At 69.3% G+C, this 20,776-nt stretch carries 20 protein-coding genes; 6 read left to right on the forward strand and 14 right to left on the reverse strand.

What is annotated here, in order from left to right:
* Positions 1-18: 18 nt before the first annotated feature.
* Together mftF (BN976_RS09415) and mftE are read right to left on the reverse strand one after the other, a co-directional pair.
* Positions 19-1,431 (reverse strand): mycofactocin biosynthesis glycosyltransferase MftF, encoded by a 1,413-nt coding sequence (mftF, locus tag BN976_RS09415; RefSeq protein WP_036370129.1) that lies wholly within the window; start codon positions 1,429-1,431, stop codon positions 19-21.
* Positions 1,428-2,174, reverse strand: a complete 747-nt coding sequence (mftE, locus tag BN976_RS09420; protein WP_036370131.1) for a mycofactocin biosynthesis peptidyl-dipeptidase MftE — start codon at positions 2,172-2,174, stop codon at positions 1,428-1,430. The genes mftF (BN976_RS09415) and mftE overlap by 4 nt, the downstream gene beginning before the upstream one ends.
* A gap of 190 nt (positions 2,175-2,364) precedes the next feature.
* Here mftE and mftF (BN976_RS09425) point away from each other — a divergent pair, with 190 nt between their 5' ends.
* Entirely contained in the window at positions 2,365-3,831 is a 1,467-nt protein-coding gene (mftF, locus tag BN976_RS09425) for a mycofactocin biosynthesis glycosyltransferase MftF (protein WP_084182257.1), read from the forward strand.
* Here mftF (BN976_RS09425) and mftM read toward each other — a convergent pair.
* From mftM to mdo, 4 genes are read right to left on the reverse strand one after another with little or no spacing between them, the layout of a single operon-like run.
* Entirely contained in the window at positions 3,729-4,706 is a 978-nt protein-coding gene (mftM, locus tag BN976_RS09430) for a mycofactocin oligosaccharide methyltransferase MftM (protein ID WP_235622013.1), read from the reverse strand. The genes mftF (BN976_RS09425) and mftM overlap by 103 nt on opposite strands.
* 7 nt (positions 4,707-4,713) lie before the next feature.
* Entirely contained in the window at positions 4,714-6,240 is a 1,527-nt protein-coding gene (locus BN976_RS09435) for a VWA domain-containing protein (protein ID WP_036370506.1), read from the reverse strand.
* 8 nt (positions 6,241-6,248) lie between these two features.
* The gene (locus BN976_RS09440) at positions 6,249-7,406 is read right to left on the reverse strand and encodes an AAA family ATPase (protein WP_036370132.1); all 1,158 of its coding nucleotides are present in this window, start codon (positions 7,404-7,406) and stop codon (positions 6,249-6,251) included.
* 3 nt (positions 7,407-7,409) lie between these two features.
* Positions 7,410-8,702, reverse strand: coding sequence for an NDMA-dependent methanol dehydrogenase (gene mdo, locus BN976_RS09445; RefSeq protein ID WP_036370133.1), 1,293 nt, complete (start codon positions 8,700-8,702; stop codon positions 7,410-7,412).
* A gap of 327 nt (positions 8,703-9,029) precedes the next feature.
* On the opposite strand from mdo, the gene BN976_RS34340 reads away from it, so the two are divergent.
* Together BN976_RS34340 and BN976_RS09455 are read left to right on the forward strand one after the other, a co-directional pair.
* Positions 9,030-9,272 (forward strand): hypothetical protein, encoded by a 243-nt coding sequence (locus tag BN976_RS34340; RefSeq protein ID WP_235622014.1) that lies wholly within the window; start codon positions 9,030-9,032, stop codon positions 9,270-9,272.
* 35 nt (positions 9,273-9,307) lie between these two features.
* A complete protein-coding gene (locus tag BN976_RS09455) occupies positions 9,308-10,273 on the forward strand; it encodes an IS3 family transposase (RefSeq protein ID WP_051558374.1) in 966 nt (321 codons plus the stop codon).
* Positions 10,274-10,312: 39 nt separating this feature from the next.
* Here BN976_RS09455 and adh read toward each other — a convergent pair whose 3' ends face one another.
* The 6 genes from adh to mftA form a co-directional block, all read right to left on the reverse strand.
* Positions 10,313-11,836 carry an aldehyde dehydrogenase gene (adh, locus tag BN976_RS09460; protein WP_036370137.1) on the reverse strand — a complete coding sequence of 508 codons (1,524 nt, stop codon included), beginning with the start codon at positions 11,834-11,836 and terminating at the stop codon, positions 10,313-10,315.
* A gap of 93 nt (positions 11,837-11,929) precedes the next feature.
* Positions 11,930-13,213, reverse strand: coding sequence for a GAF domain-containing protein (locus BN976_RS09465; protein WP_036370139.1), 1,284 nt, complete (start codon positions 13,211-13,213; stop codon positions 11,930-11,932).
* A 95-nt stretch (positions 13,214-13,308) separates the two neighbouring features.
* Positions 13,309-14,484, reverse strand: coding sequence for a pre-mycofactocin synthase MftD (gene mftD / locus BN976_RS09470; RefSeq protein ID WP_036370141.1), 1,176 nt, complete (start codon positions 14,482-14,484; stop codon positions 13,309-13,311).
* 2 nt (positions 14,485-14,486) lie between these two features.
* Positions 14,487-15,656, reverse strand: coding sequence for a mycofactocin radical SAM maturase (gene mftC, locus BN976_RS09475; RefSeq protein ID WP_036370143.1), 1,170 nt, complete (start codon positions 15,654-15,656; stop codon positions 14,487-14,489).
* Positions 15,653-15,967: a mycofactocin biosynthesis chaperone MftB gene (gene mftB / locus BN976_RS09480; protein WP_409366013.1), complete on the reverse strand. Its 315-nt coding sequence runs from the start codon at positions 15,965-15,967 to the stop codon at positions 15,653-15,655. Before mftB ends, mftC begins: the two co-directional genes overlap by 4 nt.
* A 2-nt stretch (positions 15,968-15,969) precedes the next feature.
* Positions 15,970-16,065: a mycofactocin precursor MftA gene (gene mftA, locus BN976_RS32535; RefSeq protein WP_084182258.1), complete on the reverse strand. Its 96-nt coding sequence runs from the start codon at positions 16,063-16,065 to the stop codon at positions 15,970-15,972.
* A 94-nt stretch (positions 16,066-16,159) separates the two neighbouring features.
* Here mftA and mftR point away from each other — a divergent pair, with 94 nt between their 5' ends.
* Positions 16,160-16,765 (forward strand): mycofactocin system transcriptional regulator MftR, encoded by a 606-nt coding sequence (gene mftR, locus BN976_RS09490; protein ID WP_036370511.1) that lies wholly within the window; start codon positions 16,160-16,162, stop codon positions 16,763-16,765.
* Between the two features lie 61 nt (positions 16,766-16,826).
* Here the strand turns inward: mftR and BN976_RS09495 are convergent, their stop codons facing one another.
* Together BN976_RS09495 and BN976_RS09500 are read right to left on the reverse strand one after the other, a co-directional pair.
* Entirely contained in the window at positions 16,827-18,014 is a 1,188-nt protein-coding gene (locus tag BN976_RS09495) for an NAD(P)/FAD-dependent oxidoreductase (protein ID WP_036370146.1), read from the reverse strand.
* A 77-nt stretch (positions 18,015-18,091) separates the two neighbouring features.
* The gene (locus BN976_RS09500) at positions 18,092-18,538 is read right to left on the reverse strand and encodes an Rv2324 family transcriptional regulator (RefSeq protein WP_036370149.1); all 447 of its coding nucleotides are present in this window, start codon (positions 18,536-18,538) and stop codon (positions 18,092-18,094) included.
* 124 nt (positions 18,539-18,662) lie between these two features.
* Between BN976_RS09500 and ddaH the strand changes: the two genes are divergently transcribed.
* Positions 18,663-19,508, forward strand: coding sequence for a dimethylargininase (gene ddaH / locus BN976_RS09505; protein WP_036370151.1), 846 nt, complete (start codon positions 18,663-18,665; stop codon positions 19,506-19,508).
* A complete protein-coding gene (gene rocD / locus BN976_RS09510) occupies positions 19,505-20,749 on the forward strand; it encodes an ornithine--oxo-acid transaminase (RefSeq protein ID WP_036370153.1) in 1,245 nt (414 codons plus the stop codon). The genes ddaH and rocD overlap by 4 nt, the downstream gene beginning before the upstream one ends.
* The last annotated feature ends 27 nt before the right edge of the window (positions 20,750-20,776 follow it).

Raw genomic sequence — 20,776 nt, forward strand, 5'->3', positions numbered from 1 at the left:
GCCGACCCGATCCGTCGCTCAGGCCTTGATCTGGGGCTTCAGCGGACGCAACGTCCGCTCGCGCACCACCCCGGTCCACAACCCGGCGCCGTAGGCCAGATCGTCGAGACGTTTGAGCACCAGGTAGCTGGGCAGACCGATCGGCCTGCCCTCACCGTCGGCGGCCCGGTTGCGGGTCATCCAGTCCAGTACCCCGTCGAGGACCGCCGCGACGAGCACCGCCTGCCGGCATCGCTGCGAGAGCACCGCCGCCAGCAGGGCCAGCGGCCAGTAGTGCCGACAGGTCGCCGCGGCCAGTTGACGCGCGCCGGTTCCCATCCCCCGCAGTGTCACGGCCGCCACGTCGCGTACGCGGGCGTCGGTGTTGGCCATGCTCTTGGCCATTCGCCGGGTGGTCACCCCGGCGAAGATCAGGGAGGCCAGGTAACCGGACACCGAGCCCGCCGCCATCAGCAGCCACACCAGCAGGCTGGTGGCCGAGATCACCACCGGAGCGGTCTTGTCGGGGTGGCGGATCGACAGCGGCGCCGCCGAACTTCCGTAGAACGCCTTGCCGCCCAACCACTCCCGCATCTGGGTGCGGTGCTCGTGTGCCACCAGGGCGATCGGCTCGTAGCGCAGGCGCGAGCCGGACTCGATCAGCCGCCAGCACAGGTCCACGTCCTCGCCCGACGGCAGTGTCTCGTCGAAACCGCCCACCTCCACCAGAGCGGCGCGACGGCAGATGATGGCCGCGCTGGGAACGTAGGACACCGGCCCGTAGGGCATCACCGGCGCCTCGCGCTCGCCGAGGTCCAGCGACGACCGGACGGCCTCGTAGCGGGCGATTAGCTGGTCGCTGTGGCCCAGGCCGACGATGCGGGGCGCGGCCAGCGCCACCGCCGGATCGCAGAAGTGGCCGAGCAGCGCCTCGAGCCAGCCCCGGTGCGGGACCACGTCGGAGTCCAGGAACGCCACGAAGTCGGTGCGGCACGCGGCCAGCCCGGTGTTGCGGGCGGCGGCGGGCCCCTTGCTGCGCTCGTGGCGGATGACCTCGACGTCGCACCGGGCGCCGTCGAAGTCGCCGGGTGACACCGCGGCCGCGGAGCCGTCGTCGACCACCACGACCCGGATGCCGCGCAGCGACATCACCAGCCGGTAGACCCCGAAAGCGTTGTCGCGCACCGGGATCACCACGGTGACGTCGCGATGCGACGGTCCGCCTGCCGGGCGTGGATGGGCGACGGTCGCGTCGAGCAGCGTGCGGGCCAGTTGGGCGCTGAGCGCATCGCGGACCTCGAGGCGGCCGCCGTCGAGCAGGGTCTGGGCCGCCGGGGCCAGCCGCAGCAGGCGGGTGGGCGAGCCGCCGAGCAGTGCCGAGCCGGCGCCGAGGGTGCGCACCCGGCGGTCCACCTGGACCGCGAAGCCGTCGGGCAGTCGGTACTGGCTCATGTCAGCATCCCGCCGGGGCCCGGGTTCCACCGCTCGACGCGCTGCCGGCACTCCTGCACCATCCGGTCGAAGATGCGCGCCCCGTCGGCCGCGGTCGCCGTCGTCGGGTCACCCAGCACACCCACCTCGCTCACCGCGGCCACTCCCCCGCGCCGCATCTGGGGCAACAGGTTAACCAGTGGCTCGGAGTTACCGCTACACCAGTCCTCGGTACGGACGTCGTCCGGCGAAAGATGGAGCAATACCGATGTTTCCGTGTGTCCGGCGTGGGCGTCGCCGTCCTCGACCACACACGGGCACCAGCCGGCGTCACGTCCTTCCGAACGCAACAGACCCACGGCGCGGCGCAGCGCCTCCAGGTTGCCGCCGTGGCCGTTGACGAACGCGATGCGCCGGGCCCAGCCGCACGCCGAGCGGCCGTACTCGACCAGCAGCGTCGTCAGAGCCTCGGTGCCGATCGAGATGGTGCCGGGAAAGCCCTCGTGCTCGCCGGAGGCGCCGTAGGAGATCGCGGGGGCCACCAGGTACCGGCCGTCCGGCGTTCCCCCGCCCAGGACCGCCACAGCGGCCTCGGCGACGGCCGAGGCGATGCGGGTGTCGGTGTCCAGCGGAAGGTGGGGGCCGTGCTGCTCGGTCGAGCCGAGCGGGATCAAGATCGTCGGCGAGGTGTCGCGCAACTGCGCCGATGTCGAATGCCCCAGCGCGCTCCCACGACCCACCGGCCGATGGTAGGCCGAATTCACCTTGGATGAGTCAATTGTTCGCACCCCGTATGGAATTCTTTCGCTTTCGGCGACGCCCGATGCCCGCACGTTTCACGATGGTCCCGCCCGCCACGCCAGCACCAGGGATGGATTCCGATGCCGGATGTTCGGAGCCGACCCCGGCGGCCCGGCATAGGGTGACGGCGGTGCCACACGGGAGGAAGCGCGGTTGACCGGACGTTCGGGACTGCCCGCCGGACGCCGGGTCAGCTGGGATGACCGCGTCCGGCTCTGGAGTGACGGATCGGTGGTGCTCGGCGGCTCCCCGTGGGGTGTGCTGCGGATCGCCCCTTCGGGCCGGCCCTTCGTCCGCCGACTCCGGGGCGCGGGCGGCCGCGGGGTGATGCCGGCCGCCGGCGTCGAGCAGGCCCTGACCGATCTGTTGCTGGCGCGCGGCATCGTGCATCCCGTCCCGGTGGCGGAGCCGAGCGGCGCCGGGTGGGCCGCGGACATCGTCGTTCCCGTCTACGAACGCGCCGACCTGCTCGACGCGTGCCTCGCCTCGTTGCGCTCGACGGCACCGGGCACCCGGATCGTCGTGGTCGACGACGCCTCCCGCTCACCGGAGGTGGGTGAGGTGGCGCGGGCGCACGGCGCCACCGTGGTGCGCCACGAGGTGAACCGGGGACCGGCGGCCGCGCGCAATTCCGGCCTGCGCGAGGTGAATTCGCCGATCGTCGTCTTCGTCGACGCCGACTGTGTGGCGACGCCGGGCTGGCTGGACACCCTGCTGCCGCATTTCGACGACCCCCGGGTGGCCGCGGTCGCGCCTCGGATCGCCTCCCGCAGCGGCCGGCCAACCGTGCTGGCCCGCTACGAGGCGGTCCGCTCCGCCCTGGACATGGGCCCACGGCCGGAACTGGTGACCCACGGCGCGCCGCTGGGCTATCTCCCGTCGGCCGCGCTGGCGGTGCGGCGCGCGGCGCTCTCGGAGTTGTCCGATGTGCCGTTCGACGAGCGACTGCGGGTCGGCGAGGACGTCGACCTGATCTGGCGGCTGATCGACGCGGGTGTGCTGGTGCGTTATGAGCCGGCGGCCGTGGTCACCCACGAGATGCGGCCGGCCGCGATCCGGTGGGCCGCGCGGATCTTCGACTACGGCACCTCTGCGGCCGAACTGGATCGCCGTCATCCCGGTCGCCTCGCGCCGGCCCGGTGGTCGTTGCTGAACCTGGTGGCAGGCGCGCTGCTGCTCGCGCCGCGGCGGCTGGCCGGTGCCGCCGGCGCCGCGGTCACGGTCGCGGCGGCCGCGGCCCTGCTCGCCCGAACACTGCGTGCCTCGTCGGTGGATCCGCGGGCGGCACCGGTGATCGTCGGCAAGGGACTGCTGTCCGACGCCGAGGCCACCGGACACCTGCTGCGCCGCGAGTGGTGGCCGATCGGGTGGCTGGCGCTGGCAGCCTCGCCGCGTTCGAGGGTCGCGCGCGCCTTGGCCGGCACCATGCTGGTGCCGCCGGTGCGGGAGTGGCTGGCCCGCCGACCCGACGTGGACCTGCCGCGTTACCTGGTGCTGCGACTGGTCGAGGACGCCGCCTACGGCAGCGGGGTGCTGGTCAGTGCCGTCCGGTCGCGTCGTCCCGGCGTGCTGGTGCCCCGGGTGCGGCCGCCGCGGCTACGACGCAGCGGCTCCGGTTGACGATCCAGGATCAGCCAGCCGCCGTGGTGCTCGGCGACGGTCGTCGTCCAGTCCGGGTGCTCGGCGTGCAGACGGCCGGCCAGGCGGTCGAGTGCGGCCCGGTCGAACCGCTGCACGTGGCCGTAGCAGGCGGTGGGTTCGTCCTCGAACGGGACCGCGATCACCACTCGGCGGCGGGCCAGTCGCATCGCCTCGGCCAGGACGGTGTCGGCTACCTCGGGCGGCAGATGCTCGATCAGGTGCAGGGCGGTCACCGTGTCGGTGCACCCGTCGGGACGCGGGACCGCGGCCGCGTCACAGGCCAGTGTCCGCACGAAGCGGCCCAGCAGCACCGACATCCGCGCCAGCAGATCCATGGTCGGCGCACTGAGATCGGTTGCCACGACGTCAATTCCGTAGGCGGCCAGGCGCAGCGGGAAGAAGCCGAAACACGAGCCGAGGTCGATCACCTCGTGGCCGCGGACCGATCCGGCGCCGTAGGCGTGCACGGGCGAGAACCCGGCCGAGCCGCCCTCCAGCCGGTGCACCGAGTTGGTGTAGAACCGCAGCCACGATTCCAACGGCCCCGTGACGGTGGAGCGGACCACGCCGGTGAACGCCTCCTCGAAGCCGGTCTGGTCGATGCTCACGCCGGCGTCGGCGAGGTCGGCGACGATCATGGTGGCCAGTTGGTCGCAGAGGTCCTCCGGTGTGATGCGGTGCTCCACGATCAGGCGGTCGTCGACGTGGGTCGCACGCAGCCGCCGGGCTCCGAGCGCGGCGGCCTCGACCCGGCGGACGCTGACGGTGTGGCCGTGCCACTCCCCCTCCGGGTTGGGTGCCAGGGGGTCGATGCGCGCAGGTGAGTGGAGGTCGGCCGTCATCGCGGCGGTCATCGCGGTCTCACCGCCCCACCGCGCCGACGGCGAACTCGTCGGCCGTGCGTTGCAGGCCGCCGAGGTCGCGCACCACCCGGACCCGGGTGCAGTATTCGGCGTAGGCCGGCAGGTCGCAGCTGCCCAGGACCCAGGAGTAGCGGGGTTCCGGTGTGAGCCAGATGGTTTCGCGTGCCCGACGGGTGATCTCCTCGAACGCGGCGAGGTTGGGATCCCGGGAGTTGTTGCGTCCGTCGCCGAGGACCAGCACGGTGGTGCGCCGGCTCACTGCCGAGGAGTGTTCAGCGGCGAACTCGCCGAACACGGTGCCGTAGTCGGAGTTGGCGTCCACGTCGAGGACGTCACCGCCGAAGATCATGCCCAACGCCCGTTCCGAGGGATGGTCCCGAAACAGCTCGGTCGTCTCGGCGATGTGGTCGACGAACGCGAAGGATCGCACCTGGGTGAACAGATCCTGCAGTCCGTGAACGAGATTGAGGGTGAAGCGCGAGGTGTTGCGCACCGACAGGCTGACATCGGCGAGGATGACCAGGCGGGGGCGGTCCTCGGCGCGGCGGACCGTGACGGGAACGAACGGGACGCCGTCGGTGCGCATGTTGCGCCGCATCGTGCGGCCCGGGTCGACCCGGCCCGCGGCGGCCGCGCGCCGGCGGTGAGTCAGCGACCCGTGCAGGGTGTGGGCCAGCCGGCGCAGCGAGTCCTCGAGTTCGGCGCGGTCGGCTTCGGCGATCCGCTCGATCTTGGCCTCCCTGATCTCGCGGGTCTCGATGATCTTCTCCTCGAGCGCCAGCAGCGCCTCCAGGTGCCGCTTGAGCGCCTGGGGCAGGTTCTCCAGAAAACCGGCCAGCCGCTCGCGGATTCGGGCCGCATCGGTCTCGTCGCCCTCGTCGCCCAGTTCCTCGGCGAGCCAGCCCAGCAGGGCGTCCTGCTCGGCGATCGACAGTTCGGCGTCGATGGTGGTGGCGTCGCTGGACGACGACGCCAGGCTGCCGGCCCCGGCCGCACCATGCAGCCGGCTGGTCTCCAGCTGTACCCGGTAGGAGTCGTCGTTGCCCTCGATCCGCTCCTTGGAGAAGACGATCTCGTCGGTCAGCGCGGCCAGGTCGATCCGGTTGGCCTCCTGGTGCAGGTTGTACCGCTGAGCCAGGTCCTCCTGTTTGAAGTACTCCCGGATGCTGGCCGGCTTGCCGTGCTCGTGACCCTGTTGCGGGGTCTCGCTGGGTTCCTCCGACAGGGTGAACGATTCCAGCTCGCCGGTGTCCTCGAGGTCGTCGTGGGCATGGCCGTGGCCGTGGCCGGAGTCGTCGTCACCGACCCGCACCAAGGCGAAGAACGCGTCGAAGATCTCGTCGAACACCGGCTCGTCACGGTGGTCCTTGACGAGGGACACCCGTAACGCCGTGCGCAGCAACGACTTCGACGACAGGACACCGGGCTGGGCGGCACACTGCATCGCGTCGAGGGCTTCGGGGATGGCCACCCGGACCCCGCCGAGCCGCAGCAGGCGCACGAACCGGTGCAGTGTCGCTTCCACCACTGCTCCTAGAGAACTCGGCGGCGACCCAGGGATCCGGTCGACTTCTTGGGGGTGCCGTAGTACCCGTCGGTGAACCGTCCGGGCTTGTCCTTGGCGGCCCGGGCGGCTTTGCCATCCGGCCCGTCGTGACCGTGACCGTGGTCATGCCCGTGACCGTGGTCATGCCCGTGGTCATGGTCGTGGTCATGCCCGTGGTCGTGGTCGTGGGAGTGACCGTGTCCGTGATCGTGGTGCAGGGCGGCAGGCACGGTGGCATTCGGGTCGACCAGCCGGGGCAGGGCGTCGAGGGCCTTGTGAACGTCCTTGTCGTACTTGACCACAACGGAGACCGTGTCCGAGAGAACCTTGGCCGACAGTTCGTCCGCGCCCAGCACCGCCAGCGTGCGGGCCCAGTCGATGGTCTCGGAGATGCTGGGTGCCTTGCGCAGTTCCAACTCGCGCAGTCCGCGCACGATCTCGACCAGTTGCGCCGCCACCGCGTCGGACAGTCCGGTGTTCTTGGACCGCACGATCTCCAACTCGATGTCGGCCGACGGGTAGTCGAGGAACATGTGCAGACAGCGGCGCTTGAGGGCGGCCGCCAGATCGCGGGTGTTGTTCGACGTCAGGATGACGTAGGGAGCGTGTTTGGCGGTGAAGGTGCCGACCTCCGGCACCGAGACCTGGTACTCACCAAGCAGTTCCAGCAGCACGGCCTCCAACGCCTCGTCCGCCCGGTCGATCTCGTCGACCAGCAGCACCACCGGAGTCTCGGAGCGCACCGCCTCCAGCAGCGGCCGGGGCGCCAGGAACCGGTCGGAGAAGAAGACGCTCTCCTGCTTGCCGATCCGCTCGACAGCCTCTTGCAGCGTGTCGGCGTCAGCGACAATCTGACCGATCTTCTCCCGCAGGATCTGGGTGTAGAGCAGTTGCTTGCCGTAGTCCCACTCGTAGAGCGCCTTGGTCTCGTCCTGGCCCTCGTAGCACTGCAGCCGCAGCAGCTTGCGCCCGGTCGCGGCCGCCAGCGCCTTGGCCAGCTCGGTCTTCCCGACCCCGGCCGGCCCCTCCATCAGCAGGGGCTTGTCCAGCCGGGTCAGCAGGAAAACCGTTGTCGCAAGCCGCTCGTCGGCGATGTAGCCTTCGCCGGCGAGCGCCTCGCGTACCTCCTCGACTGTCTCGAACACAGCTCAGGGCAGCAGCTCGTCGAGGTCGCCGTTCATGCAGTGCTCGACGACGGGGCGGACGGTATCGAAGGTGCACTCCTTGGCGTTGCCGGGCGTGCAGGCGTCACCGAGGACGTGGTTGGTGATGCGGTCGACGTCGGCCTTGTCGCCCTTGATCACCTTGGCCTTCTCGTAGTACGGCGTCGGGCCCTGGCCCAGCCGGTTCTTCGAGTAGCTGTCCTGCTTGACGTCGGTGAACTTCTCGATGATGTTCACATCGCGCAGCAGCCGGATCGCGGCCTCCAGCGCGGCGTCGGCGGCCTGCACGTCGGTCATGCCGTAGGTGTCCACACCCATGGCCTGCGCGATGTCGGCGAAGCGCTTGTAGGCCACCGGCATGTTGAACGCCCACACCCGCGGCAGCGCAATGGCGTTGTTCAGCCCGTGGTGGGTGTCGTAGAAGGCGCTGACGGCGTGCGAGATGGAGTGGATGATGCCCAGGCCGCCGGAGTTGAACGCCTGCGCGGCGATGTACTGGGCGTACATCATGCCCTCGCGGCCGGCCAGGTCGGTGCCGTTCCAGGTGGCCTGGCGCAGGTTCTCGGCGGTCAGCTTGATGGCGCGGATCGCGTTGCCCAGCGACGGTTCGAAGTTCAGCCGCGACACGTAGGGCTCGGAGGCGTGCGCCAGCACGTCGAAGCCGCACTGCGCGGTGTAGTCGACGGGGCACTCGTAGTACAGCACCGGATCGTCGACGGCCAGGGTGGCCACCGAGGCGTCGTCGAAGGCGACGTACTTGTGCGGGTTGTCGGGGTCGGTGGTGGTGTCGGTGATGACGTAGGCCCACGAGGTCTCCGAGCCGGTGCCCGCGGTGGTGGAGATGGCGATGTGCGGGGGGTTCTTCGGGTTCTCGCTCATGTTGAAGCCCTCGAAGTCGTTGACGTTACGACCGTCGTGGGCCACCGACACTCGGGCGCCCTTACAGGCGTCGTGGGTGGAGCCGCCGCCGATGGAGACGAAGCTGTCGCATTCGTTGGACTGGTAGAGCTTCACCGCGTCCATCACGTTGTAGTCCTTGGGGTTGGACTCCACCTTGTCGTAGAGCACCACCTCCAGGCCGTGCCACTTCAGCGACTCGACCATGTTGTGCACGATGTTGGTGCCGCGCAGGCCCGAGGTCATCACGAGGGTCTTCTTGAAGCCCATCTTGAGGGCTTCCGGGCCAACCATCTCGTGCGCGCCCGGCCCCATCATCGCGCGCGGGAACGGGTGAAACTCCTTGATGGGGAACGGCTTGAGTAGATCTTCAACTTTCATTGGTGCGGTGCTCCTTGGCAGTGTGTCGGGTCAGTGGGTCAGTGCGGTTCTCGTGATTTCGGCGCGTTTTCGTTCGCTGACCCTCTTTGCCAGCCTGGTTGTGAGTCAGGTGTAGCCGGTCTGGAGGTGTGGTTGATGTCGATCAGTGCGGGGTTCACTCCCTCGGAGATTCGTGAGCTTGTTATCGAGTATCAGTTGGTGCCTTATGGGCAGAAAGGGGCGTGGCTTGCTGCTCGGGGGGTGTCGAACCGCCAGTTCAGGCGGTGGGAGGCGACGTTGTTCGGCGGAGATCTCGACCGCGGGCTGATTCCGCGAGAGGGTGGTGGAATGACAATCCCTCCGGCGCTGCGCCGAGCGTTGGCCAAGGCCGATGCGGCCAAGCAGGACCGCGACGAGGCCGAACTGGCTGAGCTACGACAGCGGGTCCGTGAACTCGAGGCAACCAACGAGGCGTTGGGAAAAGCTATCGGGCTCTTGCACACGATGAACGCGCACGAGCCCGACGCAGCCCCGCTGATGAGCGGTCCCAACGATTCCTCGACCTCGAGAACGGACTCGTCACCGAGCTGACCGCGGCGATCGGCTCGCAACGCAAGGCACTGGCGATGATCGAGCTGTCGCGTTCGAGTTGGCACTACCGATCCCACCCGCGGCCGAAGGTGGCCGATCCGCTGCCCCAGAAACAACGGGCCTACCGGTCGCGGATCTGCGAGGCCGACCGGGCGGTGATCAGGCAGAGGATCATCGCCGGCTGGCAGGCGGGCACGTCGGTGGACCACTCGTTTGCCTGCACCTGGGACCAGGGCGTGATGCTGGCCTCACGGCGCTCCTGGTGGCGGATTGCCGCTGCCATCGAGGATCAACGCGACCGGCCGGTCGCACCGACACGCTCCACCGGCACGACCCGGCGCCCAGCGCCAGTACTCAAAGCGACAGGACCGCAACAGATCTGGAGTTGGGACATCACCGACCTGCGCACCCCGTGGCGGGGTGTGGCATTCAAGGCATACTCGGTCATCGACATCTACTCCCGCAAGATCGTGGGCTGGCGCGTCGAGGAACGCGAATGTGACGACCTCGCCGTGGACATGTTCACCGACGCCCTCGCTGAGCACGGGCCACCTGCGGTCGTCCACGCCGACTCCGGGCCGGCGATGCGCTCGACGGTCCTCAAAGACCACCTCGCCGATCTCGGGATCGGCCAGACCCACAACCGACCCCGGGTCAGCAACGACAACCCGTTCTCCGAATCAGAATTCCGCACGATGAAATACCGCCCCAACTATCCCGGCAGCTTCGAGGACCTCCAGGCCGCCCGACTCTGGGTCAACGCCTACGTGGCCTGGTACAACCAGCACCACCACCACAGCGGCATCGCGCTATTCACTCCCGCCGAAGTCCACAGCGGCGCCTGGACCCAGCAATGGACACTCCGAGACCACGCCCTACAGGCCTACTACGACGCCCACCCTCAACGATTCCGCCAACGTCCATACACGCCCCGCCCACACCCCATCGTCGGCATCAACCTGCCCGCCCAAAATGACCCCGACCGACTCCAAGCAGCTTGACAACGCCCGTGAGCGACGGTTTCCGCGCCGAAATCGCAATTAGAAGAAGCCGGCGGCCGAATCGCTGTAGGACACCAGCAGGTTCTTGGTCTGCTGGTAGTGGTCGAGCATCATCTTGTGGTTCTCCCGGCCGATGCCGGACTGCTTGTAGCCACCGAAGGCCGCATGCGCGGGGTACTGGTGGTAGCAGTTGGTCCACACCCGGCCGGCCTTGATGTCGCGGCCGGCGCGGTAGGCGGTGTTGCCGTTGCGGCTCCACACCCCCGCGCCCAGCCCGTAGAGGGTGTCGTTGGCGATCCGGATGGCGTCGTCGTAGTCGGTGAACGAGGTCACCGACACCACCGGGCCGAAGATCTCCTCCTGGAAGATCCGCATGCTGTTGTCGCCGGCGAAGATCGTGGGCTGGACGTAGAAGCCGCCGGACAGCTCGCCACCGAGGTCGGCGCGCTCGCCGCCGGTGATCACCGTGGCGCCCTCGCTCTTGCCGATCTCGATGTAGGACAAGATCTTTTCGAACTGGTCGTTGGAGGCCTGTGCCCCGATCATGGTCTCGGTGTCCAGCGGATCACCCTGGCGCACCGCCTTGGTGCGGATCGCGGCCAGCGCCAGGAACTCGTCGTAGATGTCGGACTGGATCAACGAGCGCGACGGGCAGGTGCACACCTCGCCCTGGTTGAGGGCGAACATGGTGAAGCCCTCCAGCGCCTTGTCCTGGAAGTTGTCGTTGGCCGCCAGCACGTCGGAGAAGAAGATGTTCGGGCTCTTGCCGCCCAACTCCAGGGTGACCGGGATCAGGTTCTGGGAGGCGTACTGCATGATCAGCCGCCCCGTGGTGGTCTCGCCGGTGAAGGCGATCTTGGCGATCCGGTTCGACGAGGCCAGCGGCTTGCCCGCCTCGACGCCAAACCCGTTGACCACGTTGACAACTCCCGCCGGGAGCAGGTCGGCGATCAACGAGATCAGGTACATGATCGAGGCCGGGGTCTGCTCGGCCGGCTTGAGCACCACCGCGTTGCCGGCGGCCAGGGCGGGGGCCAGTTTCCACACCGCCATCAGGATCGGGAAGTTCCACGGGATGATCTGCCCGACCACACCGAGCGGCTCGTGGAAGTGGTAGGCGACGGTGTTGTCGTCGATCTCCGACAGCGAGCCCTCCTGCGCCCGGATGGCGCCGGCGAAGTAGCGGAAGTGGTCGATCGCCAACGGGATGTCGGCGTTGAGCGTCTCGCGGATCGGCTTGCCGTTGTCCCACGACTCGGCCAACGCGATGTTCTCCAGGTTGGCCTCGATGACGTCGGCGATCTTGTTGAGGATCACGGCCCGCTCGGCCACCGAGGTCTTGCCCCAGGCCGGGGCGGCGGCGTGCGCGGCGTCCAGCGCCTTCTCGATGTCGGCGTCGGTCGAACGGGCCACCTCGCAGAACGGCTGCCCGTTGACCGGGGACAGCGCCTCGAAGTACTGGCCGCCCGCGGGCGCCACCCACTGCCCTCCGATGAAGTTCTCGTAGCGGGTCTGGAAGGACATCAGGGATCCGGTGGTTCCCGGCTTGGCGTAAACAGCCATGGCTTTTCTCCTGTGTGACGGCACGGTTGTGGCACTCGTCACTCAGGGTAGGTAGGTCAGGGTTGCATCACAGTTGCAACCGCGGGCCGAATCTCAGGCCAGGTCGAAGTCCAGGCCGGCCAGCCGGCCACCGGCCTGGGCACGCAGCGCCGACCCCGGCGACGCCGCGTCGTGCAACGCGCGCCACCCGGTCCGGTCCTCGCGCCCGTCGGCCGTCTCCAACCACCGGCTCAGCAGGGTGACGTCGCCCGCCGCCAGCACGGCCTGGCGCAGCGTCATCGACAGTTCGGTGCGCATCCGCGCCACCGCGGGCGATACCGACTGCGGCAGGATCGGCCCGACGTAGCCGTCGAGGGCCGCGGCCAGGTTCCCGGTCTCGATGGCCCCATACACCTCGGCGACGTCGGTGGAGATCGACCGCAGCAGGCGGTAGGGCCGCGACGCCAGGACGTCGGCGCCGACGACCTTGCGCAGCCGCGACATCTCGGCCCGGACGGTGACGACGTCGAGGTCGCGCTCGTCGAGCAGCAACGCGAGGTGGTCGGCGCTCAGCCCCTCGGGGTGGCGGCTGAGCAGCAGCAGGATGTCGGCGTGCCGGCCGGACAACGGGGTGGCCCGCAGATGACCGGTCTCGTCGGTGACCAGCCAGCGCGGGCGTTCGGATCCGAGCACCGACAGCCGCGGCATGCGCGGTGCCGCCTCGAATCGGGAACCGGTCAGCTGCAGCAGTGCCAGATGGTTCTCGACGGCGACCACCGTGGCACGAACCAGGGCCAGCGCCTGCGGGGTGGCGACGCGCGGGCCGCCGGTGAGGTCGATCGCGCCGATCAGCGAACCGGTCCCCGGATCGTGCACGGGCACGGCGGTACAGCTCCACGGCTGCACGATGCGGGCGAAGTGCTCGTCGCCGCGGATCTGCAGCTCGGCGTCGAGGGCCAGGGCCGTGCCCGGGGCGTTGGTGCCCGCGCCGCGTTCACTCCAGTCCGCGCCGGGAACGAAGTTCATCGACTCCGCGCGCCGGCACGCGTTGCGGTCGCCCTCGACCCACAGCAGGGTTCCGTCGGCCGCGGTGACGGCCACCACCACCCCGGACCCGACGGCATCGTCGACGAGCAGGCGGCGGATCACCGGCAGCGCAGGGGCCAACGGATGGGCCTCGCGCAGCCGGGCCAGTTCGACCCCGACCTCGGTCGGCTCGATGGACCGGTCCGGGTCAACGCCCTTGGCCAGGCTGCGCTGCCAGCTCTTGGCGACCACCGGCCGCACCGGGGCCGACGCCAGGAACGAGCTGTCGACCTCACCGGCGACGAACAGCTCGTAGGCGGTGCGCAGTTCCGGGGACCGGCCCCAACCGCGTGATGTTCCGGATGAACCCACCGGCTACCTCAATCAAGCAGGACGAAAACGCACGAGGGCGTCAGGGCGAACGATAGTCCAGACGCGCCCCCTGTGAGGGCGAAGCGGCAAGCCCGTCAGACGCCCAGAGCGCGGGTGAAGCCCTCCGGCACCAGGACGTCGTCCCGATTGAGGTCGTGCACGCTGGCCTTACCCAGACCGCGCAGTGCCGAGTCGATGCCGCCGTAGAGGATGTCGAGCACGTTCTCCACGCCGGCCTGGCCGTTGGCGGCCAGGCCCCACAGGTAGGCGCGTCCGATCATCACCGCGCGGGCACCGAGCGCCAGGGCCTTGACGACGTCGCTGCCGCGCCGGATGCCCCCGTCGAGCAGCACCTCGACCTGGCCGCCGACGGCGTCGGCGATGGCCGGCAACGCGCGGATGCTCGCCGGGGTGCCGTCGAGGTTGTTGCCACCGTGGTTGGACACCGAGATCGCCGAAACTCCGGCATCCACAGCACGTTTCGCGTCATCGACCCGCAGCACGCCCTTGAGCATGAGCGGACCGCCCCAGTACTCCCGCAGCCAGGCGATGTCCTCCCAGGTCGGCGGCGGGGTGCCCATCCACTGGCCGTAGGCCTCGAAGAACGGCGGGCCCGCCTCACCGCGGCCGGCCTGGTTGGGGACGCTGAGTGCCGGCGGGCGCAGGGTCTTCGCCCACTCCAGGAACCAGCTCGGCCGGACCAGGCCCTCCGGCGACAGCTTCAGGATGGTGCGCAGGTCCATCTTCTCGGGGATCTTGGGGCTGCCCCAGTCGCGGCCGTGCGAGAAGCTCCAGTCGGTGGTCACGATCATTCCCACCGCACCGGCCGCCCGGGCCCGGTCGGCGCGGGCGGCGATCGCGTCCCGGTCGCCCAGCCAGTAGATCTGGAAGAACGTCTTGGGGTTGGCCGCGACGACCTCTTCGACCGGCTTGCTGGCGAACGACGACAGTCCCATCGCGGTGCCGCGGGCGGCCGCCGCGCGGGCCACGGCCACCTCGCCGTCGGGGTGCACGGCCTGCACGCCGGTCGGCGAGATCATGACCGGCAGGGAGATGTCCTGGCCCATGACCGTGGTCGCGAGGTCACGCTTCTCCAGTGCACCGATGACATGCGGGGCGAAGCCGAGCTCGCCGAACGCCTCGACGTTGTCCGAGACGGTCAAACCCTTCTCGCTGCCGGCGATCAGCGCGGAGTACACCGACTTGGGCAGGCGCTTCTTGGCGCGCTGCTGCGCAATCGAGACGGTTTCGAACCAGGTGTCGCGTGCCATGACTAGATCGGACTTTCGTTGCAGGGCTTGGCCGGTGGCCGGGTGGACAGGGTGAGCATGATCGGCTTGCCGCGGGAGTGATCGGCGCTCGGGCGGGGTTTGTCCCGCTCGCCGGCCAGCGCCGGGGCGCCGTAGCCCTCGACACATTCGGGGTCGGGGCCGTCGAGGGGCAGGCCGGTGAAGAACTTGGCCGCCATGCAGCCACCGCGGCAGGCGTCGTAGTGTCCGCAGCTGCCGCAGGCACCGGCGGACTGCGGCTCGCGCAGCTCACGGAACAACGGAGCGTTCTTCCAGACGTTATCGAATCCGCTGTCGCGCACGATGTTTCCGGCCAGGAACCGGTCGTGGATGGCGAACGGGCAGGCGTAGACGTCACCGACGGGGTCGATCAGGCAGACCACCCGGCCGGCACCGCACATGTTAAGGCCAGCCAGTGCGCCGGGCTCGCCGAGTCCGGACAGGTGGAAGAACGAGTCGCCGGTGAGCACCCGCTCGCCCTTGGCCACCAGCCAGTCGTAGAGCTGCTTCTGCTGTTCGGCGGTGGGGTGCAGCTCGTCCCACACGTCGGCGCCGCGGCCGGACGGCCGCAGCCGGGTGATGCGCAGGGTGGCGCCGTAGCGGTCGGCCAGGGCCTTGAAGTCGTCGAGCTGGTCGACGTTGTGGCGGGTGACCACCACTGAGATCTTGGCGTCGGAGAACCCGGCGGCGGCAAGGTTTTCCAACGCGCGCACCGCCATCGCGAACGACCCCTCGCCGCGGACGGCGTCGTTGACCTCGGCGGTCGCGCCGTCCAGCGAGATCTGGACGTCGACGTAGTCGCTGGCGGCCAGGCGCCGGGCCACCTCGGGGGTGATCCGGACGCCGTTGGTGGAGAACTTCACCCCGACGTGGTGTTCGGTGGCGTAGTCGACCAGTTCCCAGAAGTCGGGTCGCACGGTCGGTTCGCCGCCGCCGATGTTCACGTAGAACACCTGCATGCGCTCGAGCTCGTCGATGATCGCCTTGCACTGCTCGGTGGTCAGCTCGCGCGGGTCACGCTTGCCCGAGGACGACAGGCAGTGCACGCAGGCGAGGTTGCAGGCGTAGGTCAGCTCCCAGGTCAGGCAGATCGGGGCCTGCAGGCCGCGTTCGAACTGCTCGATGAGCCGGGGCACCGGGGCCACAGAGGTCATTGAAAGTCCTTGCAAATCAGCATGTTCGAGCTGGCCAGTACATCGAGAGCGTGCAGGTAGGGCGCTTCGGCATCGGCGTCGACGCCGGCCGCCCGCAGCGCGGAGCGCACGTCGGGGTGTTCGTCCAGAGACTCGATGACGGCCAGAATGGTCCGGTTCTTGAGGAACGACAGCTTGCGGGTGCCGAAGTGGTAGAGCAGCGCGCCGAACGGCTCCGGGCGCACCGCGACTTGCGGGTGCAGACGCCAGCTGCGGGCCGGGTCGAAGTCCGACCCGGCCACAGCCGGATCGCCCACGGCGTGGGCGGGCACGGTCAGTAGACCCCGCACATCCCGTCGATCGAGACCTCTTCGACGAGCGTCTCGGTGACCAGTTCGGCCTGGGCCTCGGTGTTCTGGCTCGGCTCCATGAAAAACCCCTCTTTCTCTGCTCGGGTTCTCGACAATCGTGATCGAGATCGCAAGAATATGGCATCGAGTGCCGTAATGGAAGGGGTTGAGTCGATGGAGTCGCGTCCGAGCGAAGGCGGTACCCGCGTCGGGCGGCGTCGCTCCACGACCCGCGACCACATCGCCGACGTCGCGATCGACCTGTTCATCACCTACGGCTTCGACGAGGTGAGCGTCGACGAGGTCGCGCAGAGTTCCGGCATCGCCCGACGCACCCTGTTCCGCTACTACGCCTCCAAGAGCGCCATCCCGTGGGGCGACTTCGACGCACATCTCGACGAATTCCGCGGGGTGTTCGAGAGCATCGGCCCCGAGGTGCCGACCCGCGCCGCTCTGCGGCAGGCGCTGTTGGCGTTCAACACCTTTGGCGAGTCGGAGACCGTCCGGCATCGCCAGCGGATGCGGGTGATCCTGGAGACCGCGGAGCTACAGGCCTACTCGATGACCATGTACGCCGGCTGGCGCGGGGTGGTCGCGGAGTTCGTGGCGCAGCGCATCGGCGCCAACGCCACCGACCTGGTGCCGCAGTCGGTCGCCTGGCTCATGCTCGGGGTGGCGCTGTCGGCCTACGAGTACTGGCTGGCCAACGAGTCGGTGTCGCTGCCCGACGCCCTGGCCGATGCGTTCGACGCCGTCGCCGGCGGGCTTGGCCAGTTCTAGGGGTTTCGGCGCGTTTTCGTTCGCTCAGCGAACGAAAACGCGCCGAAATCGCTTGGGACGCCTAGGAAGCGGGCAGGACGTCGGAGATCGGCGCGCCGGTGGCGATCTTGGCCCGGGTCTTCATGACCTTGCCGGGCATACCGCCGCCGACCACACCGGCCACCACGCCGTCGCGCTCGTAATAGGCCAGGAACTTGCGCCCGTCGTCCTCGACGAGGTGGACGATGTCGGTGGCCTCCGGCTCGCCGAGGCACTGGATCTTGACGTCGTACTGGTCGCTCCAGAAGTACGGGACCACGACCACCTCGGGTGCCACCCCGCCCAGCATCGCGGGCGTGATGACCCGGGCCTGCTCGGCGACGTTGCTCCAATGTTCCACGCGCGCTTGGTGTCCGGTGGCGTCGCGCCAGGAGGCGACGTCGCCGAGCGCCCAGACGTGCGGTGCGCTGGTGCGGCCGGACTCGTCGCAGATGACACCGTTGTCCACCTCGACGCCGCTGCCGTCGAGCCAGTCGGTGGCCGGACGCGAGCCGATGCCCACCACCACCAGGTCGGCCGGCAGCTCGCTGCCGTCGGACAGCACCACGGTGCTGACGTGGCCGTCCTCGCCGCGGACCTCGGCCACCCCGACCCCGGTGCGCACGTCGACACCCTCGGCCCGGTGCAGCCGGGTGACCAGGTTGCCCACCTGCTCGCCGAGCACCGAGGCCAGCGGCGCCGGCTGCGGCTCGACCAGCACCACGTCGACGCCGAGCTTGCGCAGGCTGGCGGCCACCTCGCAGCCGATGAAGCCGGCGCCGATGATCACCGCCTGCCGCGCCGAGGCGGCGTGGGCGCGCAGCGCCAGCGCCTCGTCGAGGTTGCGCAGCACCCGGATGCCGTCGAGGTCGGGGAACGACGGGATGCGCTTGGGCACCAGGCCCGTGGCGATCACCAGGTCGTCATAGCCCAGCACCGACCCGTCGGCCAGGGTCAGCGTGCGCGCCGCGGTGTCCAGTGCGGTGGCCGCACTGCCCAGGCGCAGGGTGATGTTGTTCTCGTCGTAGAACTCGGCGGGCTTGAGCGCCACGTCGTCGAGGTCGGCGTGCAGCACGTCCTTGGACAGCGGCGGCCGGTCATAGGGAAGGTGCACCTCGTCGCTGACGATGGTGACGGGGCCGGCGTATTCGGCCTTGCGCAACTGTTCGGCGGTCTTGGTCGCGGCCAGGCCGCCGCCGACGATGATGATGCCGTTCTCGCTACTGCTCACGTGGTGTTCTTACAGGATGGGCGCGCGAAAGTGTCGGCCAGCCCGCACTTACCGACCGACCGGTTAGCCGAGACGGGTCACGACGGCGAGCGATCGATCAGGTTGGACAGCACCACGATGCTCTCGCTGCGCTCCACGTCGGCGACCGATCGGATGCGTTCCAGAGCGGCCTCGAGGTGGCGCATGTCGCGGGCCAGGACGTGCAGGATCGCGTCGGCGGTTCCGGTGACGGTGGCCGCGCTGATCACCTCCGGGATGTCGATCCAGGCTGCCCGCAACTGGTCCGGGGCGATGGTGCCGTGGCAGTACACCTGCACGTAGGCCTCGGTGTTCCAGCCCAGTGCGCTGCGGTCGATGACGGTGGTGAAGCCGCGGATGACGCCGTTGTCGAGCATCCGGTCCACCCGGCGCTTGACCGCCGGCGCCGACAGGTTCACCCGGGCGCCGATCTCGGCGAAGGTGGCCCGGGCGTGCTCGGCGAGTTCGGCGAGGATCCGCTCGTCGGTGTCGTCCAGACGGTCCATCGGCAGCCCTTTCCCGCCCGCGCACAATAGATCGCCGCCATCCTAGCTCTAGCGCAACAGATCGCACGCAGACACGCAATGAGTGTCGATTGATTGCGTCCAACGCCGCCCATATCGTTGATTCATGACGATATCCCCTGATGTCGCCGCCGCCTCCGCCACGCGGGTGCGCGCCCAGCGTCTGCGGCACTACGTGATGACCCCGCCCACGTACTTCACCGTCGAATACGCCATCAACCCGTGGATGGACACCAGCACCCCGGTGGACGCCGAGCGTGCCGTGGCCCAGTGGGAGACCCTGCGCGACACCTACCGCGGCCTCGGCCACACCGTCGACCTCGTCGACCCGGTCCCCGGCCTGCCGGACATGGTCTACGCCGCCAACGCCGGGCTGATCATCAACGGCGCCGCCATCGTCGCCCGCTTCAAGCACGCCGAACGCCACGGCGAGTCGGTGGCCTACGCCGGCTGGATGGACGGTCGCGGACATCGCCCCGTCAGCACCCGGCACGTCAACGAGGGTCAGGGCGATCTGCTGGTCGTCGGCTCGATGATCCTGGCGGGCACCGGATTTCGCACCGATCCGCAGGCACACGCCGAGGTGGCCGCCTTCACCGGCATGCCGGTGGTCTCGCTGGAGTTGGTCGACCCGCGCTTCTACCACCTCGACACCGCACTGACGGTGCTCGACGACACCACCATCGCCTACTACCCGCCGGCATTCAGCGACCGCGCCCGGGCGCAGCTTCGGCGGCTATTCCCCGACGCCATCGAGGTCGCCAGCACCGACGCCTACGTGCTGGGCCTCAACGCGGTCTCCGACGGCAGGCACGTGGTGCACCCGGCTCAGGCGACCGGGTTCGCCGAACAGCTCTACCGCGCCGGGTTCCATCCGATCGGCGTCGACCTGTCCGAACTGCTCAAGGGCGGCGGTTCGGTGAAATGCTGCACGCTGGAGGTGTTTTCATGACCATGGCCGACACAGTGAGATTTGAGGTACCCGAGGCGACGGCGGCCGCCATCGCACTCGACGACACCTACGCCGCGCGCAACTACTCCCCGCTGCCGGTGGTGGCCCACACCGCGCGCGGCGCGTGGATCACCGACGTGGAGGGCCGGCGCTACCTGGACTGCCTGGCCGCCTACTCGGCGGTGAACTTCGGCCACCACAACGACGAGATCATCGCCACCGCCCACCGGCAGCTCGACTCCCTGACACTGATCAGCCGGGCGTTCCACTCCGATCGGCTCGGGCCGTTCTGCGCGGCGCTGGCCCGGCTGTGCGGCAAGGACATGGTGCTGCCGATGAACAGCGGCGCCGAGGCCGTCGAGAGCGGACTGAAGGTGGCCCGCAAGTGGGGCGCCGACGTCAAGGGCGTTCCCGAGGGCATGGCCAACATCATCGTGGCCGACAACAACTTCCACGGCCGCACGATCAGCATCGTCAGCTTCTCCTCCGACGAGAGCGCCCGCGGCGGGTTCGGTCCCTTCACCCCCGGGTTCCGGTCGGTGCCGTTCGGCGACGCCGACGCGGTGGCCGCCGCCATCGACGAGCACACCGTGGCGGTTCTGGTTGAGCCCATCCAGGGCGAGGCGGGCATCATCGTCCCGCCCGACGACTACCTGCCGCGGCTGCGCCGGCTGTGCACGGCCAACAACGTGCTGCTGATCGCCGACGAGATCCAGTCCGGCCTGGCCCGCACCGGGCACACCTTCGCCTGCGACCACTGGGGCGTGGTGCCCGACATCTACCTGCTCGGCAAGGCCCTGGGCGGCGGCGTGGTTCCACTGTCGGCGGTGGTCGCCGACCGTGACGTGCTCGGCGTGCTCAACCCCGGCGAGCACGGCTCGACCTTCGGCGGCAACCCGCTGGCCACCGCCATCGGCGCCACCGTCGTGGAGATCCTCGAGCGCGGCGAATTCCAGTCCCGCTCAGCCGAACTCGGCCTGCACCTGCACGCCCGGCTGCGCTCGCTGATCGGCCACGGCGTGCTCGCGGTGCGCGGTATGGGACTGTGGGCCGGGGTGGACATCGACACCCGGCTGGGCAGCGGCAAGAAGCTCAGCCTGGCGCTGGCGCAGCGCGGCGTGCTGGTCAAGGACACCCACGGCTCGACATTGCGCTTCGCTCCCCCACTGGTCATCACCGCCGAGGAGATCGACTGGGCTGTTGACCAGTTCGCGAGCGTACTGGCCGAGGCAGGCTCATAATCGGCTGAATCAGCGATGCAGGAGGCG

The organism is Mycolicibacterium austroafricanum (assembly GCF_000612725.1).
Classification (GTDB): Bacteria; Actinomycetota; Actinomycetes; order Mycobacteriales; family Mycobacteriaceae; genus Mycobacterium; species Mycobacterium austroafricanum.